Raw genomic sequence first — 16,965 nt, forward strand, 5'->3', positions numbered from 1 at the left:
CAACCACACGCAACACACGGAGCGAAACCCATGGCGATGGACGTGATCGACTACGAGATCAAGGGTGCGGAGATGCAGTTCGTCGAGGTCGAACTCGACCCCGGCGAAGCGGCGATCGGCGAGGCCGGCAGCATGATGTTCATGGACGCCGGCATCGGCATGGACACCGTCTTCGGCGACGGCAGCCAGCAGCAGGGCGGCGGCTTCTTCGGCAAGCTGCTGGGCGCGGGCAAGCGCCTGGTGACCGGCGAATCGCTGTTCACCACGGTCTACACCAACCACGCCGGCAACAAGCAGCGCATCGCCTTCGCGGCGCCCTACCCCGGCAAGATCCTGCCGATGGACCTGCGCCAGCTCGGCGGCACGCTGATCTGCCAGAAGGACTCGTTCCTCTGCGCCGCGCGTGGCGTCTCGCTGGGCATCGCGCTGCAGCAGAAGATCTCGACCGGCTTCTTCGGCGGCGAGGGTTTCATCATGCAGAAGCTCGAAGGCGACGGCCTGGCCTTCGTGCACGCCGGTGGCACCGTGGTGCGGCGCGAGCTGCAGCCCGGTCAGGTCCTGCTGGTCGACACCGGCTGCGTGGTGGCCTACACGCCCAACGTGAACTTCGAGATCCAGTACGTCGGCAAGATCAAGACCGCGCTGTTCGGCGGCGAGGGCCTGTTCTTCGCCAAGCTCAGCGGTCCCGGCACGATCTGGCTGCAAAGCCTGCCGTTCTCGCGCCTGGCCAGCCGCGTCTTCGCGGCCGCACCGCAAGCCGGCGGCGGTGGCCGCGAGGAAGGCTCGATGCTGGGCGGCCTGGCCGCTGGCGGCCTGCTCGGCGGCATCCTGGGCGGCGGCGACGACGACTGACCCGGACCTCGGTCCGGGCCCGGGCCCGGGCCGCTCAGCGCACCACGAGGACCGGCACGGTGCTGTGGGTCAGCACCTTCTGGGTCTCGCTGCCCAGCAACAGGGCTGCGACGCCGCGGCGGCCGTGCGAGGCCATGACGATCAGGTCGCAACCCTGGCCCTTGCCGAAGTCGATGATGGCTTCCCAAGGGTGCAAGGCCTCGATCGAGGCGGCGGTGCAGGTCACGCCGGCGGCCGAGCAGGCGTCCTTGACCAGTTGCAGATGCTTGACGGCGATGCGCTCCTGCGAGTCGTAGAACTCCTGCGGCGGCACCGGCTGCATCTCGGTGATGGCGCTGTAGGGGAAGGGTTCCTTGACGGCCAGCGTGCAGACCTCCGCGCCCGTCAGCTTGGCGAGTTGCACGGCGTTGGCGACGGCCTTGGCGGTGATGTCCGAACCGTCGGTGGGAACCAGGATGCGCTTGTACATGTGACCTCCGATGCGGCATGGGGAAGGTGCCGCGACAGGGTCATGATGCGCCGCCGGATCCCAAGCGGCTTGACCATGGTCAAGCCGCAGCCATGCGGGTGTGGCCGATCCACTGGGCGATCAGCCGGGCGATCAGCCGGGTGCGGCGCCGCGCGCGATCGGGCGCTGCGGCTGGCTGCACCACTCGCTCCAGGAGCCGGCATAGAGGCGCGATCCCGGCAGGCCGGCCAGCGTCATCGCCAGCAGGTTGTGGCAGGCGGTGACGCCCGAGCCGCACTGGTGCACGACCTGGTCGGGCAAGCGGCCGGCCAGCAAGGGCTCGAAGGCGGCGCGCAGGGCCTCGGCCGGCAGGAAACGGCCGCTGGCGTCGAGGTTCTGGCCGAAGGGCCGGTTGAGGGCGCCGGGAATGTGGCCGGCCACCGGGTCCAGCGCCTCGACCTCGCCGCGATAGCGCTCGGGCGCACGGGCGTCGATCAGCACGGCGTCGGCTCGTCCGATGCGTGACTGGACCGTCTCGGCATCGACCCAGGCCATGCCCGGCTCAGCCGGCAGCGGGTAAGCGCCCAGGTCGGCAACGTCGGCGGCCGGACCCGTGGCCAACGCACCCCCGGCGGATTGCCACGCCGCCAGTCCGCCGTCGAGCAGCAGGACCGGCCCGTGGCCGAGCCACTTCAGCAGCCACCAGGCGCGGGCCGCGTACATGCCGCCGTGGGCGTCGTAGAGGACCACCGTGGTCTGCGGGCCGACACCGTGGCGGCCGAAGGTCGCGGCCACGCGTGCCATCGACGGCAGCGGATGCCGACCGCCGCACAGCGCGCTGGCATCGCCCTTCGCGCCCAGGTCGTGGTCCAGGTGCAGGTAGCCGGCACCGGGGATGTGGCCGGCGAGGAAGGCCTCCTGGCCGGCGTCCGGCCGCATCAGGTCGAAGCGGCAGTCGAACACCCGCAGGGACGGGCCCGCCGGCAGGGCGAGCAGGTCGGCGGCGGTGATCAGCACAGCGGGGTTGAGCGTCGGCGTCGTGGTCATCGTCAGGGCCCAGGGTCACAGGTTGAGAGGGACGTCACTCGATCTCGGGCGCCAGCGTGTCGGGCCCGCGATCGGTCTTCTGGCGGTCGTGCCGCAGCCGTGCGGCGGCGATGCCGGCGGCCACGATCAGCAACATGCCGGCCACCGACATCAGATGCACCGGGTCACCAAACAGCAGCACGCTGTAGACGAAGGCAAAGGCGATGCCCAGGTACTGCAGGCTGGCGTTGACCAGGGGCTTGCCGATCGCGTAGGCGCGGGTCATCAGCAGTTGCGCGGCGGTCGCGAACAGGCCCACCGCCAGCAGCGCCAGCGCGCCCTGCCAGGTGTGGGCATGGAAGGTGTCGGTGACGGCGGTGAGCAAGCCGCCAGCCACCATGCCCGCCAAGGAGAAGTAGAAAACCACGCGGGCCTCGGGCTCGCCGGCCCGCCCGAGCGCGCTGACCTGCAGGTAGGCCATCGCCGACAACATGCCCGACAGCAGCCCGATCAGGCCGTGCCAGAGCTGCGAGGCCTCGATGGTGGGACGCAGGATCAGCGCCACGCCGCAGAAGCCGGCCAGCGCGGTCAGCACCAGCCGGCCGTCGATGCGCTGGCCGCCCAGCATCACCGCACCACCGATCAGGAAGACGGCCATCCAGATCGACGACATGTAGTTCAACGTCATCGCGGTGGCCAGCGGCAGGCCGACGATGGCGTAGAACCACATCAGCAAGGCGCTGACGCCGCTCAGGCCGCGCCAGAAGTGCATGGCCGGCAAGGGCGTGCGCCACGAGGTGCCCTGTCGATGCATCAGCAGCGCCATCAGCGACATGCCGATGACGCCGCGGTACATCACGATCTCGCTGCTGCCGTACGACGCAGCCGCGAGCTTGACCGCCACGCCCATGCTGGCGAAGAGGAAGGCCGCGCTGACCATCATCAGCGTCGGCGACGGCGCGCGGCGTGGCATCGGCTCGGTGCTCAGTCGCTCACCGCATCGCCCATCTGGCGCCGGTACCACTCATGGAAGTGCTGCATGCCGTCTTCCATCGGGCTCTGGTAGGGGCCGACCTCGTTGTCGCCGCGTTTCATCAGGGCCTTGCGCCCGGCATCCATGCGCTCGGCAATCTCGTCGTCCTCGATGCAGGTCTCCATGTAGGCGGCACGTTGCGCGTCGACATAGTCACGCTCGAAGGCGGCGATCTCCTCGGGGTAGTAGAACTCCACCGTGTTGAGCGTCTGCTCCGGGCTGATCGGGTGCAAGGTCGAGACCGTCAGCACGTTGGGATACCACTCCACCATGATGTGCGGGTAGTAGGTCAGCCAGATCGCGCCGTGCTTCGGGGCCACGCCGTCCTGGAAGCGCATGACCTGGTCGTGCCAGCGCTCGTAGACCGGCGAGCCGGGCTTGCCCAGCGCCTTGCCGGCTCCCTGGGCCACACCCACCGTCTGCACCGAATACTCGCGACCCATCTCCCAGCGCAGGTCTTCGCAGGTGACGAAGTTGCCCAGGCCGGGGTGGAAGGGACCGACGTGGTAGTCCTCCAGGTAGACCTCGATGAAGGTCTTCCAGTTGTACTGGCACAGGTGCTGCTCGACGTGGTCGAACACGTAGCCGTCGAAGCACAGCTCGGCGCGCGGGCCGATCGAACCGAGTTCGGCCTCGATGTCACGGCCGTTGTCCTCGAAGACCATGCCGTTCCACGTGCGCACCGGGTAGTTGCGCAGGTTCAGGCAGGGGTCCTCGCGGAAATGCGGCGCGCCGATCAGCTGCCCGTCCAGACCATAGGTCCAGCGGTGCAGCGGGCAGACGATGTTCGAGCCGGTCTGGCCGCGACCCTTGAGCATCACGGCCTGGCGGTGTCGACAGACGTTGGAGATCAGCTCCACGCCTTGCGGGGTGCGGACCAGCGCACGGCCTTCGCCCTCATGGGCCAGCGCGTGGTAGTCGCCAACCCGGGGCACCATCAGCTCATGCCCCAGGTAACGCGGGGCGGAGGGAAAGATCTGTCGCATCTCCTTGTCAAAAAGTGCCTGGTCGAAATGCGACGTGACCGGCAACTGCGTGCGACTTCTCTTCAGAGCTTCCAACGTGATGCTCAGGTCGGACATGATCCCCAGGATCTCCAAGTGCATGTCGAACCACCACCCCAGACGGCCCAGGCTTGGACGATGTCACCGCTGCGGACGCGTTCAGCCGGCCTTGAGCACCTTGAGGTGCCGCAGGCGCGGGCAGGGCGGGCGTTGCGGGGGGCCGGGGTGGGCGGACGCCCAAGGCCAGTCAGAAATTGTAGCCGGGGGGGTCGATGCAAGGGCCACCGCCTAGAATCTGCGGCTCCGCTGACCGACCCAGAGCCCCCGAAGCACCATGCCCCAGAGCGCGCCTCCGTCGACCGATCCGGCCCATTACGAGGCTGCGCTGCAAGAGCTGGAACAGCTCGTCACCCGCATGGAAAGTGCCCAGATGCCGCTGGACCAGTTGCTCGAAAGCTACAAGCGCGGCGCCGTGCTGCTGGCCTTCTGCAAGACCCGGCTGGAGGCCGTCGAACAGCAGGTGCAGGTGCTCGAAGCCGGCCAGCTCAAGCCCTGGAGTGATGCGGCATGAGCACGACCGATCAGGGCCTTGATGTCGAAGCCTGGATGCTGGCTTGCCTGAGCGAGGTCGAGACCGAGCTGGGCCGTCACGTGGTCGCCGAGGCACCGGCCGGTCTCGGGCAGGCGATGCGCTACGGCGTGCTGGACGGCGGCAAACGCCTGCGTCCGCTGCTGGTGCTGGCCGCCTCGCACAGCGTCGACGGCGATCCGGCTGCCGCCATGCTGGCAGCCTGCTCGGTCGAGCTGATCCATGCCTATTCGCTGATCCACGACGACATGCCCTGCATGGACAACGACGTGCTGCGCCGGGGCAAGCCCACCGTGCACGTGCAGTTCGGCGAAGCCCAGGCCATGCTGGCCGGCGACGCGATGCAGGCGCTTGCCTTCGAGGTGCTGACCCCTGCAGACGGCCGGATCGATCCGGCCCTGCAGGCGCGCCTGTGCAGCTTGCTGGCGCGCGCCTCGGGCGTGCTGGGCATGGCCGGTGGCCAAGCCATCGACCTGGCCCATGTCGGCAAGCCGATGGGCGAGGTCGACCTTCAGGACATGCATGCGCGCAAGACCGGCGCCCTGTTGCAGGCCAGCGTGCTGATGGGCGCGGCCTGTGGTCAGACCACACCGGTGCAATGGCAGGCCCTGTCGGACTACGGCGCCGCGATCGGCCTGGCCTTTCAGGTGGTCGACGACATCCTCGATGTCACCCAGGCCTCCGAGATGCTGGGCAAGACCGCCGGCAAGGACGCCGATCAGAACAAGCCCACCTACGTCTCGCTGCTTGGCCTGGACGGCGCCCGCGCCCGTGCCCGGCTGCTGCATGCCCAGGCCCGCGATGCGTTGGACCGCGCCGGCCTGGTCGACGCGACCCGACTGCGCTGGCTGGCCGACCGGCTGGTCGACCGCGAGAACTGAGACCCCATGCCGCCCTCGCTTCCGATGACCGCCAACTACCCGCTGCTCAACCGCATCCAGACGCCCAGCGACTTGCGCGCCCTCGGCCGAGCCGAACTGCCGCAGCTCGCGCTGGAACTGCGCGACTTCATCCTGCAGAGCGTCTCGCGCACCGGCGGGCACCTGTCGTCCAACCTCGGCACGGTCGAGCTGACGATCGCGCTGCACTACGTCTTCGACACGCCCGAGGACCGGCTGGTCTGGGACGTCGGCCACCAGACCTATCCGCACAAGGTCCTGACCGGCCGGCGTGATCGCATGCACACGCTGCGCCAGCTGGGTGGCCTGAGCGGCTTTCCCCGGCGTGACGAGAGCGATTACGACACCTTCGGCACGGCGCACTCGTCGACGTCCATCTCCGCTGCGCTGGGCATGGCGCTGGGCGCCCAGCAAAAGGGCGAGAAGCGGCATGCGGTGGCCATCATCGGCGACGGCGCGATGACCGCCGGCATGGCCTTCGAGGCGCTCAACAACGGCGGCATGCCACATGCTGGCCGGGTGCCCAACCTGCTGGTGGTGCTCAACGACAACGACATGTCGATCAGCCCGCCGGTGGGTGCGCTCAACAAATACCTCGCCCGGCTGATGAGCGGCAAGTTCTACACCGCTGCGCGCGAAGGCGCCAAGCAGGTGCTCAAGAACGCACCGCCGCTGTTCGAGCTGGCCCGGCGCTTCGAGGAACACGCCAAGGGCATGGTCGTGCCCGGCACGATCTTCGAGGAGTTCGGCTTCAACTACGTCGGCCCGATCGACGGCCATGACCTGGACGCGCTGATTCCCACACTGGAGAACCTGCGCGACAAGCCCGGCGCCCAGTTCCTGCATGTCGTGACCAAGAAGGGCTACGGCTACAAGCTGGCCGAGGCCGATCCGATCGCCTACCACGGCCCCGGCAAGTTCGACCCGCAGATCGGCCTGGTCAAGCCGGCTGCCGCGCCCAAGCCGACCTTCACCCAGGTCTTCGGCCAGTGGCTGTGCGACATGGCGGCAGCCGACCCGCGCCTGGTGGCGATCACCCCGGCGATGCGCGAGGGCTCGGGCATGGTCGAGTTCCACAAGCGCTACCCCGAGCGCTACCACGACGTCGGCATCGCCGAGCAGCACGCCGTGACCTTTGCCGCCGGCCTGGCCTGCGAAGGACTCAAGCCGGTGGTGGCGATCTACTCCACCTTCCTGCAGCGGGCCTATGACCAGCTGATCCACGATGTCGCGCTGCAGAACCTGCCGATGGTGTTCGCGCTGGACCGCGCCGGCCTGGTCGGGGCCGATGGCGCCACCCATGCCGGCGCCTACGACATCGCCTTCGTGCGCTGCATCCCGAACCTGGCCATGCTCACGCCCGCCGACGAGGCCGAGACCCGCCGCGCGCTGAGCACCGCCCACGCCCACGACGGCCCGGTCGCCGTGCGCTACCCGCGTGGCAGCGGGGCCGGCGTGGCGGCGACGGCCGACCTGGACACCCTGCCCTGGGGTCAGGGCGAAATCCGGCGCGAGATCCAAGGTGAAGACCGCGCCAATGGTGGCCACGCCGGCCAGCCACGGATCGCCATCCTGGCCTTCGGCCCGCTGCTCTACCCGGCGCTCGAAGCCGGCGCCAAGCTGGACGCCACCGTCGCCAACATGCGCTTCGTCAAGCCGCTGGACACCGCCCTGGTCGAACGCCTGGCCCGCAGCCACGATGCGCTGGTCACGGTCGAGGAAGGCTGCCTGCCGGGCGGCGCCGGCAGTGCCGTGCTGGAAGCCCTGCAGGCCGCCGGCATCCAGGTGCCGGTGCTGACGCTGGGTCTGCCCGACCGTTTCATCGAACACGGCGACCCGGCCCTTTTGCTGTCCGCCTGCGGTCTGGATGCGGCCGGCATGGAAACGGCGATCCGTCGCCGCTTCCTGGGCGACAAGGCACCGCAGCTGCGCAACGTCGTCAACGGCTGAAGCGGCCGAGGTCGCGCGCACCGCTCAGCGCGCGAGTTCCGCGTCGCGCTGCGCCTTCGGCAAGGCGGCCAGCCGGCGGACCTCGGCATAGAAGGCCGGCCAGTCACGGCCGACGCGCTCGAACAGGCGCTCGAAATCAGGCACCTGCGCGTTGTAGGCGCCCAGCACGCCCAGCTGGGCGTTGTTGACGCTGGCAAACCACTCGTCATAGCCGGCATAGCCGTGCCACGGGCCGTCCGGCGCGGCCTTCAGCGCGGCATGTTCGGCCTTCAGCGCGGCCAGCGCCTCGGCCTTGCCCGCCCGCTTGTCGGCCTCGCTCGCCGGGCTGCGGTAGAGCGCCAGCAGGCGCTCGCGGGTGGCCATCGTCAGGCGGCGGAAGTCGCTGCGGCGGGCCTCGGCGGCGGCCTCGGCACGTTCGACCTTGGCGCGCAGTTCGGGGCTGGCTTCCTCGGCCAGCCACATCCGGCTGCCGATGCGTTCGACTGCCGTCGCATAGGACTCGTTGAAGACCGTGTCGCCCTCGGCAAAGGCCAACTGGTGCGACAGCTCATGGATGATCAGGCGCGCCAGCTCCAGCTCGCTGGTGCGGGTCACGAAGGTGTTGAGCAGCGGATCGGCCAGCCAGCCATGCTGCGGCACCTTGCCCAGCGTCGAGTAGGCCGGCACGCCGTAGACAAAGGTCTCCAGCCCCTGGGCCTTCATGACTTCCGCCTCGGCGCGGGCCGGTGCCGGGTCGTAGTAGCCGCGGTAGCCGACGCAGCCCACCACCAGAAAGCACCAGGTGTGCAGGTCCAGGCTCAGCTCCGGTGCGGCGACCACGTTCCAGACCGCATGCGGCCGGCCCAGATCGGCATAGCGGCGGTAGCTGCCGTTGTCGGGCAGGTGCAGGCGGCGGATGGCGTAGTCGCGGATCTTCTGGCTGAAGACCAGCCGGGCGCGCAGGTCGGTCGACAGGTCGGGGCGTTGCAGCACCTCGTCGACCGGCTCGGCGGCGTGGAGCAGGCGCACATGCCCCGCCGTCGACTGCCAGTAGTAGCCCAGCGTGCCGCAGCCGCTGATGCCCGCCAGCGCGGCGACAGCCAGCGTGGCGCCGGCCAGGCTCGCTGCCCATCGACGAAAGGCGGGCCTCATGCGGCCTCCACCTCGACCAGCACGTCGTAGAAACACGGCGCGTGGCCCATGTCCGTCAGACGCTGGTGCGTGACCTCGTTGACGTTGGTGCCGCGCAGCCCCAGCTTGCGCCACCAGATGCCCAGGCCGTTGACGACACCGGGGCGGGCCCGCGTGCTCAGCCGGGCGGTGGCGTGGTAGCTGCCGCGGTCGTTGTGGACCCGCACCGGCACGCCGTCGACCAGGCCGCGCGCGGCGGCGTCGTCGGGATGGATCTCGACGACCGGCTCGGCCTCGATGTCGCGCAAGCTCTTGACGTTGACGAAGCTGGAGTTGAGGAAGTGCCGCGCCGGCGGCGAGATCATCGCCAGCGGATAACGCGCGGCCAGCGCCGGGTCGGACTCGGCACTCTCCCACGGCGCGACATGGTCGGGCAGGCCCCAGCCCAGGGCCGGGGCGCTGATGCGCACGCGGCCGTCGGGCGTCGGGAAGCCGCCGTCGGCAAAGGGCGTGTCGGGCAGTGGCAGGCGCTGCCAGCCGTCGCGGCGCAGCGTGTCGATGTCGATCGGGGCCTTGAAGGCGACGCGGGCGAGCTGCTCGTCGCGGTCGTGGAAACAGGGCGCGTCGTAGCCCATCGCGGCGGCCAGGCGGCGGAAGATCTCGGTGTTGGGCAAGGCCTCGCCGAGGGGCGCGATGGCGGGCTCGTTGATCAGCACATCGGTGTGGCCGTAGCTGGTGTGCACGTCCAGGTGCTCCAGCTGCGAGGTGGCCGGCAGCACGATGTCGGCATGGTCGGCGGTGTCGGTCAGGAAATGCTCCAGCACGACGGTGTAGAGATCGTCTCGGCGGAAGCCCGCGACCACCTCGGGCGACTGCGGTGCGACCGCCACCGGGTTGCTGTTGTAGACGATCACGGCCTCGATGCGCGGCCCGAAGTCGGGCGATGCATGACGCAGCAGGTCCGCGCCGATGGTGCTCATGTTGATGGTGCGCGGGTTGCGGCCAGCCAGCAGGTCCGGGCGCTGCAGCGCGGCGTCGTCGCGCACGGCCGCATAGCTGCCCGAACTGGACAGCAGCAGGCCGCCCGCAGCGCCGTTGGCATCGACCCGCCAGGCGCCGGTCAGGCAGGGCAACAGGGCGATCAGCCGCACCGCGTTGCCGCCACCGCGCACGCGCTGCATGCCGTAGTTCAGGCGGATCGCGGCCGGCCGCGTCGTCGCGTAGTCCTGCGCCAGCACGCGGATCACTTCGGCCTCGATGCCGCAGACGGCGGCGGCGCGCTCGGGCGGCCATTGCAGCGCGCGTGCACGCAGGCCGTCCCAGCCGTCCGGGCCGGTCTGGACGTGGCGCGCGATGTAGCCGTGGTCGAGCCGGTCGTGCACGATCAGTTCATGCATCAGCGCCAGCGCCAGCGCGCCGTCGCTGCCCGGCCGCAAGGCGATGTGCTGGTGGCACTTGTCGGCGGTCTCGGTGCGGCGCGGGTCGATGCAGACCAGCTTGGCGCCGTGGCGCTTGGCCTGCTGGGCATAGGTCCAGAAGTGCAGGTTGGAGGCGATCGAGTTGCTGCCCCAGATCAGGATCAGCTTCGCATGGGCGAACTGCTGCACCCGCATCCCCACCTTGCCGCCATAGGTCATCGCCAGCGCCGCGCCGCCGGCCGAGGCGCAGATGGTGCGGTCCAGCCGCGAGGCGCCGAGCTGGTGGAAGAAGCGCGCGGCCATGCTCTCGCCCTGGATCATCCCCATCGTGCCGGCATAGCTGTACGGCAGGATCGCCTGCGGATCACGCGTGGCGATGGCCTTCAGCCGTGCGGCGATCTCGGCCAGTGCCTGGTCCCAGCCGATGCGCTCGAACTGCCCGCTGCCCTTGGGCCCGACCCGCTTGAGCGGGTGCAGGACACGTTCGGGGTGATACGTCCGTTCGGCGTAGCGCGAGACCTTGGTGCAGAGCGCGCCGTGGGTGGTCTCGTGTTCCTGCCAGCCCTGCACCTGGATGACGCGTTCGGCGCCGGGCTCGCCCTGCACGGTGACCTTGAGCGCGCAGGTGTCGGGGCAGTCGTGCGGGCAGGCGCCATGCACGACGCGGGTCGGCGCGGCGGCCGTCGGAAGGGGCATTGCAGCAGTCATTTCCGGATCATGGCATGGCCGAATTCGACCGCCCCGAGCCCTTGAAGGAGCCCCGGCTAAGATCGTTGCGCAGGCCTGCCGGAGCCTCAACAGGAGCGTCCCACCATGTCCCCGAGAGAACCCCGACTGATCGAAGCCATCGTGGACGACGCCCCGGCGCTGGCCGAGATCCGGCGCGACATTCACGCCCATCCGGAGCTGTGTTTCGAGGAAGAACGCACCAGCGAACTGGTTGCGCGCTGCCTGGGCGACTGGGGCATCGAACACCACCGCGGCCTGGGCAAGACCGGCGTGGTCGGCATCATCCGCAACGGCTCGTCGGAGCGCGCCATCGGCCTGCGCGCCGACATGGACGCGCTGCCGATGACCGAACACAACCGCTTCGCGCACGCCAGCCGCCACGTCGGCAAGATGCATGCGTGCGGCCACGACGGCCACACCGCCATGCTGCTGGCCGCCGCCAAGCACCTGGCCGAGCACCGCGACTTCGACGGCACCGTCTACCTGGTGTTCCAGCCGGCCGAGGAAGGCGGCGGCGGCGCGCGCGAGATGATCCGCGACGGCCTGTTCGAGCGCTTCCCGATGCAGGCCATCTTCGGCATGCACAACTGGCCCGGCATGGGCGCGGGCACCTTCGGCGTCTGCCCGGGGCCGATCATGGCGTCGAGCAACGAGTTCCGCATCACCATCACCGGCAAGGGCTGCCACGCCGCGCTGCCGCACAACGGCATCGACCCGGTGCCGGTGGCCTGCCAGATGGTGCAGGCCTTCCAGACCATCGTGACGCGCAACAAGCGGCCGATCGACGCGGCGGTGATCTCGGTGACCATGATCCACACCGGCGAGGCGACCAACGTGGTGCCCGATTCCTGCGAGATCCAGGGCACCGTGCGCACCTTCTCGCTGGACGTGCTGGACCTGATCGAGCGCCGCATGCGCGAGGTCGCCGAACACACCGGCGCGGCCTACGGTGCGAGCGTCGCCTTCGAGTTCCACCGCAACTACCCGCCCACCGTCAACCACCCGGCCGAGGCCGAGTTCGTGCGCGGCGTGATGGCCGAGCTGGTCGGTGCCGATCAGGTCATCGCCTTCGAGCCCACCATGGGCGCCGAGGACTTCAGCTACTTCCTGCTGGAGAAACCCGGCGCCTACTTCATGATCGGCAACGGCGACGGCGGCCACCGCGACCACGGCCACGGCCTGGGGCCCTGCAACCTGCACAACCCGACCTATGACTTCAACGACCGGCTGATCCCGCTGGGCGCGAGCTTCTGGGTCCGGCTGGTCGAACGCTGGCTGGCCAAGGCGTGAGCCTGGGCGGCGCCGCGTCGGACCACGAGGTCCGTTTTTGACCGCATCCGGTCCGCCGGCGGTCTCGTCGACACGGTTTGGTGCGACGACCATGAAGGCCTTGCAACCCCACGCGCACACACCATGACCACCGCCTTGCTGCTGATCGACGTCCAGGCCTCCTTCCCCGCCCGCCCCTACTGGGACGAGCGCGAGGTCCCCGCCTTCCTGGCCGCCTGCAACACCCTGATCGACGGCTGCGTCGCACGCGGTGTGCCCATCGTGCGGGTCTTCCACAGCGACGGCCCGGACCACAGCGACAACCCGTTTGCGCCCAGCAGCAGCCTGCTCCGACCGCTGGACGGCCTGCGCGAGCACACGCCGGCTCTGACGGTGCACAAGCACCGCCACAGCGCGCTGGTCGGCACGGGCCTGTCGATCTGGCTGCACCAGCAGGGCATCCGGCGGCTGATCGTCGCGGGCATCCGCACCGAACAATGCTGCGAGACAACCGCCCGCCACGCCAGCGACGAGGGCTGGGCCGTCGACTACGTGACCGAGGCCACCCTGACCTTCGACATGCACACGCCCGACGGCGCGCTGCTGTCGGCCGCCGCCATCAAGGAGCGCACGGCCACCGTGCTGGCCGGGCGCTTCGCGACGATCTGCTCGGTCGCACAGGCCTTGGCCCGTGCCACCGCGGACGAGCCGAAGGCGATCGCGTGAAGCCTGCGCCGACCGGTCGCCGTGCCGGGTCTGACGGTGTCGATGCGGTCCATGTCATCGACGTGCTCTTCGTCGTGCTGCCCGACACCCTGCTGCTGGACCTGGCCGGTCCGGCTGAGGCCTTCCGGCTGGCCAACCAGAACCTCGCCCGGCGTGACCGCCCACCGCTGTTCCAGCTGCGCCATACCGGGCCGCTGGCGCAGACCACGTCCTCGGTCGGTCTGCAACTGGCCGGCATCGAGCCACTGCCCGAGCACTTCGACCGCCCGACCTGGGTCGTGCTGATGGGCCGGCCCGGCGAGGCCGCCCAGGTGATCCGCCGCCAGCGCCCCTGGCTGGACACGCGGCAGTGGCTCGCCCGTGTCGTCGCGCCCTTGCTGGACGACCCGGCCACGCCCCACCGCCTGCTGACCGTCTGTTCCGGCGCGCTGCTGGCGGCCGACGCCGGCCTGGTCGGCACGCGTGCGGTGACCACCCACCACGAACTGCTGGACGACCTTGCCCGGCTGGCACCGGCCGCACAGGTGCGCACCAACCGGGTCTTTGTCGAGGACGGCCCGCTGCTGACCAGCGCGGGCATCACCGCCGGCATCGACCTGGCGCTGCACGGCATCGCCCAGGTCGGCGGCGAGGCGCTGGCCGCCGCGGTCGCGCAGGTCATGGTGGTCTTCCACCGCCGCGCGGTCGACGACCCGGAACGTTCACCGCTGCTGGCCTGCCGCAGCCACCTGCACCCGGCCGTGCACAAGGTCCAGAACGCGGTCGCCGAAGAACCCGCGCGCCACTGGACCCTGCGCGAGCTGGCCGAGGTGGCCCACGTCACGCCGCGTCACATGACCCGGCTCTTCCTGGCCCATGCCGGCGTGACCCCGCGCGACCACGTCGAGCAGGTCCGGCTGGCCTGGTGCCACGAGGCGCTGGCGGCGGGCCAGCCGCTCAAGCAAGCCCGCGCGCTGGCGGGCTTCCAGTCTGAACGGCAGTGGCGACGGGCGCGGGCCCGGGCCGGGGCCGGGGCTATGAACGGGACTGGGACCGGCGGCAACGCCGAACCGGACCGGCCGATGTGATCGATCCACCGAAGGAATCACCATGACGACCAGACCTCGCCCGGGCATCCGCCACATGTGCCTGTCGGTCCTGTCGGTCCTGTTGCTGCTGTCGGGCGCCTGTGCCCAGGCCCGTGGCATGGAGGACTTGGAGCCCGCGCCGACGGCCCAGAGCGAGCTGTCCGCCGCGCGGGAACTGCTCCGGCAGGAACGCTGGCCGGCGGCGGTGAGCGAGCTGCAGGCGCTGTCGCGCCGCCGCCCGGACGATGCGGAGGTGCACAACCTGCTGGGCTATGCGCTGCGCAAGACCGGCGCCCTCGAACCCGCCTTCGCGGCCTACCGGACCGCGCTGCGCCTCAACCCGGGCCACCTCGGCGCACACGAATACATCGGCGAGGCCTACCTGATGGCCGGTCGACCCGACCTGGCGCGCCAGCATCTGGACACGCTGCGCGGCCTGTGTGGGGTCGACTGCGAGGCCTACCGCGACCTCGCCGACGCGATCGGGCGGCACGGCCGCTGATCCGCTGTGCGGCTGAGCCGCAAGCGTCGACCTCAGCCGACGAGGCCTTCGGCCCTCAGATCCGCCTCGGCCTGAGCCGCGTTCTGGAACAGCACGGCATGCAGCCCCAGCGCACGGGCCGCGTCGACGTTGGCGGGGTGGTCGTCGAAGAAGACGGTGTCCTCGGCGGCGATGCCGAACCGTTCGAGCGCCAGCCGGAAGATCGCCGCATCCGGCTTGGCCAGCTGGACCCGGCCGGAGAACACGCCGGACTCGAAATGGCCGAGGAAGGCGTGTCTCGCCTCCAGCTGGTCGGCGAACGGCGCGGGCATGTTGGACAGGTAGAACAGCCGGTGGCCGGCCGCGCGCAGGCGGTCCAGCCACGCGACGGTGTCGGGCAAAGGCTCGAGGGCGGCCGGCACCGCATCGACGAGGCGCTGCATCTCGGCGGCCGACAGGCCGGATTGCACCGCCAGCGCTTCGACCAGTTCAGGGACTTCGATCGTGCCGTGATCGAAGCGGCCCCAGGCGTCGGTGTAGCCCTTGAAGATGCGCTCGGCGAGCGCCCGGGCCGCATCGGCATCGCTGGCGTGTGCCGGCAGGACCTCGCGCAGCAGGTCGACGGGCTGCCAGCGGAAGACCACGGCGCCGAAGTCGAAGATCAGGTGTTTCTTCATCGTCGTCCTCGTGCGTGGCCGCCGGTTCAGCGGCCCAGCAGGCGCTGGAGCAGCGCAGCGGTCGAGCCATCCAGCCCGGCGGTGTCGCCGCTGGCAAAGCGCGGCAGCAGCTGGTTGCACAGCGCCTTGCCGAGTTCCACGCCCCACTGGTCAAAGCTGTTGATGCCCCACAGCGCGCCACTGGTCCAGACGCGGTGTTCGTACAGGGCGATCAGCGCGCCCAGCGAGGCGGGCGTGAGGGACTCCAGCACAAAGGTCGAGCTGGGCCGGTTGCCGGGGAAGGTGCGGTGCCGCGCAACGGTCTGCGCGTCGAGCTGGGCGCTGGCGGTCGGCGCCTTCTCGCCGAGCGCCTCAGCAGTCGACTTGCCCAGCATCAGCGCCTGGCTCTGCGCCAGACAGTTGGCCAGCAGCTTGATGTGCTGGTCGGCCAGACCGGCCTTGAGCACCTCGGGCACGTCCGGGCCGTGGTTGGGGGTCTTGACCGCGACGAACTCCACCGGGATCACGTCGGTGCCCTGGTGCAGCATCTGGAAATAGGCATGCTGGCCGTTGGTGCCCGCCTCGCCCCAGACCACCGGACAGGTCGCATAGGGCAGCGCCTGGCCGTCGAGGTCGACGCACTTGCCGTTGCTCTCCATCTCCAGCTGCTGCAGGTAGGCCGGCAGGCGGCGCAGGCCCTGGTGGTAGGGCGCGATGCTGCGGCTGCTGTAGCCCAGGAAGTTGCGGTACCAGACGTCGAGCAGGCCCAGCTGGATCGGCAGGTTGGACGCCAGCGGCGCGCTTGCGAAGTGGCGGTCCATCGCATGCGCGCCGGCCAGCAGGTCGCGGAAGTTGGCCGCGCCGATGGCCAGCGCGATCGGCAGGCCGATCGCGCTCCACAGCGAGTAGCGCCCGCCGACCCAGTCCCAGAAGCCGAAGGTGGTGGTGATGCCGAACTTGCCCGCCGCTTCCACGTTGGTGGTCGTGGCCGCGAAGTGCTGCGCGATCGCCGCTTCGCCACCCTCGCCATAGCCGGCCAGGAACCACGCCCGCGCGACCTGCGCGTTGGCCATGGTCTCCTGCGTGGTGAAGGTCTTGGAGGCGACGATCACCAGCGTCTCGCGCGGGTCCAGCCGGCGCAGCACCGGCGCGATGTCGTGGCCGTCGACGTTGGAGACGAAGTGCAGCGTCAGCGTGCGGCTGGCGTAGGCGTCCAGCGCTGGCACGACCATCTGCGGGCCCAGGTCGGAGCCGCCGATGCCGATGTTGACGACGTGGCGGATGCCGCTGCGCGCGGTGTCGCGGACCTGCTCGACCCAGTCCAGCATGCGATCGAGCACGCCGTGCACGTCGTCCGAGCAAGGCGCCGCGCCACGCGGTGCGCGCAGGGCGGTGTGCAGCACCGCGCGGCCTTCGGTGTGGTTGATCGGCTCGCCGGCCAGCATGGCGTCGCGACGGGCTTCCAGCGCGCATTCGCGCGCCAGCTGCAGCAGCAGGCCCTGCACCGTCGCGCCCCAGTGGTTCTTCGACAGGTCGGCATGGATCTCCGGCGCATCGAGGCTGAAGGCCGCCACCCGGCCCGCGTCGGCCGCGAAGGCGCTGCGCAGGTCAAAGGCACGGCCGGCGCCGGCGTGGTGGGACTGCAGCGCAGCCCAGGCGGGCGTCTGGTCGCAGCGGGTCACGGACATGGGGTCTCCTCGGGATGTTC

The 16,965-nt window shown here is 70.2% G+C and carries 16 protein-coding genes; 8 read left to right on the top strand and 8 right to left on the bottom strand.

Annotation, left to right across the window (positions count from 1 at the left end):
* The first annotated feature begins 30 nt into the window (after positions 1-30).
* The gene (locus tag EV685_RS13175; protein ID WP_130482504.1) at positions 31-852 is read left to right on the top strand and encodes a TIGR00266 family protein; all 822 of its coding nucleotides are present in this window, start codon (positions 31-33) and stop codon (positions 850-852) included.
* A 34-nt stretch (positions 853-886) separates the two neighbouring features.
* Here the strand turns inward: EV685_RS13175 and EV685_RS13180 are convergent, their stop codons facing one another.
* The 4 genes from EV685_RS13180 to EV685_RS13195 all read right to left on the bottom strand — a co-directional run bounded on the left by EV685_RS13180 (position 887) and on the right by EV685_RS13195 (position 4,441).
* Positions 887-1,321 carry a universal stress protein gene (locus tag EV685_RS13180; RefSeq protein WP_130482505.1) on the bottom strand — a complete coding sequence of 145 codons (435 nt, stop codon included), beginning with the start codon at positions 1,319-1,321 and terminating at the stop codon, positions 887-889.
* Positions 1,322-1,453: 132 nt separating this feature from the next.
* Positions 1,454-2,347 (bottom strand): sulfurtransferase, encoded by an 894-nt coding sequence (locus EV685_RS13185; protein WP_130482506.1) that lies wholly within the window; start codon positions 2,345-2,347, stop codon positions 1,454-1,456.
* A 34-nt stretch (positions 2,348-2,381) separates the two neighbouring features.
* Entirely contained in the window at positions 2,382-3,299 is a 918-nt protein-coding gene (locus EV685_RS13190; protein WP_242615578.1) for a DMT family transporter, read from the bottom strand.
* 11 nt (positions 3,300-3,310) lie between these two features.
* The gene (locus EV685_RS13195) at positions 3,311-4,441 is read right to left on the bottom strand and encodes an aromatic ring-hydroxylating oxygenase subunit alpha (protein ID WP_130482881.1); all 1,131 of its coding nucleotides are present in this window, start codon (positions 4,439-4,441) and stop codon (positions 3,311-3,313) included.
* A 256-nt stretch (positions 4,442-4,697) separates the two neighbouring features.
* Here EV685_RS13195 and EV685_RS13200 point away from each other — a divergent pair, with 256 nt between their 5' ends.
* The 3 genes from EV685_RS13200 to dxs are packed head-to-tail and all read left to right on the top strand — an operon-like array spanning position 4,698 to position 7,801.
* Positions 4,698-4,934, top strand: coding sequence for an exodeoxyribonuclease VII small subunit (locus EV685_RS13200; RefSeq protein ID WP_130482507.1), 237 nt, complete (start codon positions 4,698-4,700; stop codon positions 4,932-4,934).
* Positions 4,931-5,833: a polyprenyl synthetase family protein gene (locus EV685_RS13205; RefSeq protein ID WP_130482508.1), complete on the top strand. Its 903-nt coding sequence runs from the start codon at positions 4,931-4,933 to the stop codon at positions 5,831-5,833. The genes EV685_RS13200 and EV685_RS13205 overlap by 4 nt, the downstream gene beginning before the upstream one ends.
* A gap of 6 nt (positions 5,834-5,839) precedes the next feature.
* Positions 5,840-7,801 carry a 1-deoxy-D-xylulose-5-phosphate synthase gene (gene dxs / locus EV685_RS13210; RefSeq protein WP_242615579.1) on the top strand — a complete coding sequence of 654 codons (1,962 nt, stop codon included), beginning with the start codon at positions 5,840-5,842 and terminating at the stop codon, positions 7,799-7,801.
* A 24-nt stretch (positions 7,802-7,825) separates the two neighbouring features.
* Here dxs and EV685_RS13215 read toward each other — a convergent pair whose 3' ends face one another.
* Entirely contained in the window at positions 7,826-8,932 is a 1,107-nt protein-coding gene (locus tag EV685_RS13215; protein WP_130482509.1) for an aminopeptidase, read from the bottom strand.
* Entirely contained in the window at positions 8,929-11,025 is a 2,097-nt protein-coding gene (locus tag EV685_RS13220) for a molybdopterin-containing oxidoreductase family protein (RefSeq protein WP_242615580.1), read from the bottom strand. Before EV685_RS13220 ends, EV685_RS13215 begins: the two co-directional genes overlap by 4 nt.
* A 117-nt stretch (positions 11,026-11,142) precedes the next feature.
* On the opposite strand from EV685_RS13220, the gene EV685_RS13225 reads away from it, so the two are divergent.
* The 4 genes from EV685_RS13225 to EV685_RS13240 all read left to right on the top strand — a co-directional run bounded on the left by EV685_RS13225 (position 11,143) and on the right by EV685_RS13240 (position 14,622).
* Positions 11,143-12,348 (top strand): M20 aminoacylase family protein, encoded by a 1,206-nt coding sequence (locus EV685_RS13225; RefSeq protein WP_130482511.1) that lies wholly within the window; start codon positions 11,143-11,145, stop codon positions 12,346-12,348.
* A 123-nt stretch (positions 12,349-12,471) separates the two neighbouring features.
* On the top strand, positions 12,472-13,053 hold the full coding sequence (locus tag EV685_RS13230) for a cysteine hydrolase family protein (protein ID WP_130482512.1): 582 nt from the start codon (positions 12,472-12,474) through the stop codon (positions 13,051-13,053).
* The gene (locus tag EV685_RS13235) at positions 13,050-14,120 is read left to right on the top strand and encodes a GlxA family transcriptional regulator (RefSeq protein ID WP_130482513.1); all 1,071 of its coding nucleotides are present in this window, start codon (positions 13,050-13,052) and stop codon (positions 14,118-14,120) included. Before EV685_RS13230 ends, EV685_RS13235 begins: the two co-directional genes overlap by 4 nt.
* Positions 14,121-14,142: 22 nt before the next feature.
* Positions 14,143-14,622 (top strand): tetratricopeptide repeat protein, encoded by a 480-nt coding sequence (locus EV685_RS13240; protein WP_130482514.1) that lies wholly within the window; start codon positions 14,143-14,145, stop codon positions 14,620-14,622.
* A 32-nt stretch (positions 14,623-14,654) separates the two neighbouring features.
* Here EV685_RS13240 and EV685_RS13245 read toward each other — a convergent pair whose 3' ends face one another.
* Positions 14,655-15,278 (bottom strand): HAD family hydrolase, encoded by a 624-nt coding sequence (locus tag EV685_RS13245; protein ID WP_130482515.1) that lies wholly within the window; start codon positions 15,276-15,278, stop codon positions 14,655-14,657.
* 26 nt (positions 15,279-15,304) lie between these two features.
* Positions 15,305-16,945 (bottom strand): glucose-6-phosphate isomerase, encoded by a 1,641-nt coding sequence (gene pgi / locus EV685_RS13250; protein WP_130482516.1) that lies wholly within the window; start codon positions 16,943-16,945, stop codon positions 15,305-15,307.
* Positions 16,946-16,965: the final 20 nt, after the last annotated feature.

Source organism: Sphaerotilus mobilis (assembly GCF_004216565.1).
Classification (GTDB): Bacteria; Pseudomonadota; Gammaproteobacteria; order Burkholderiales; family Burkholderiaceae_C; genus Sphaerotilus; species Sphaerotilus mobilis.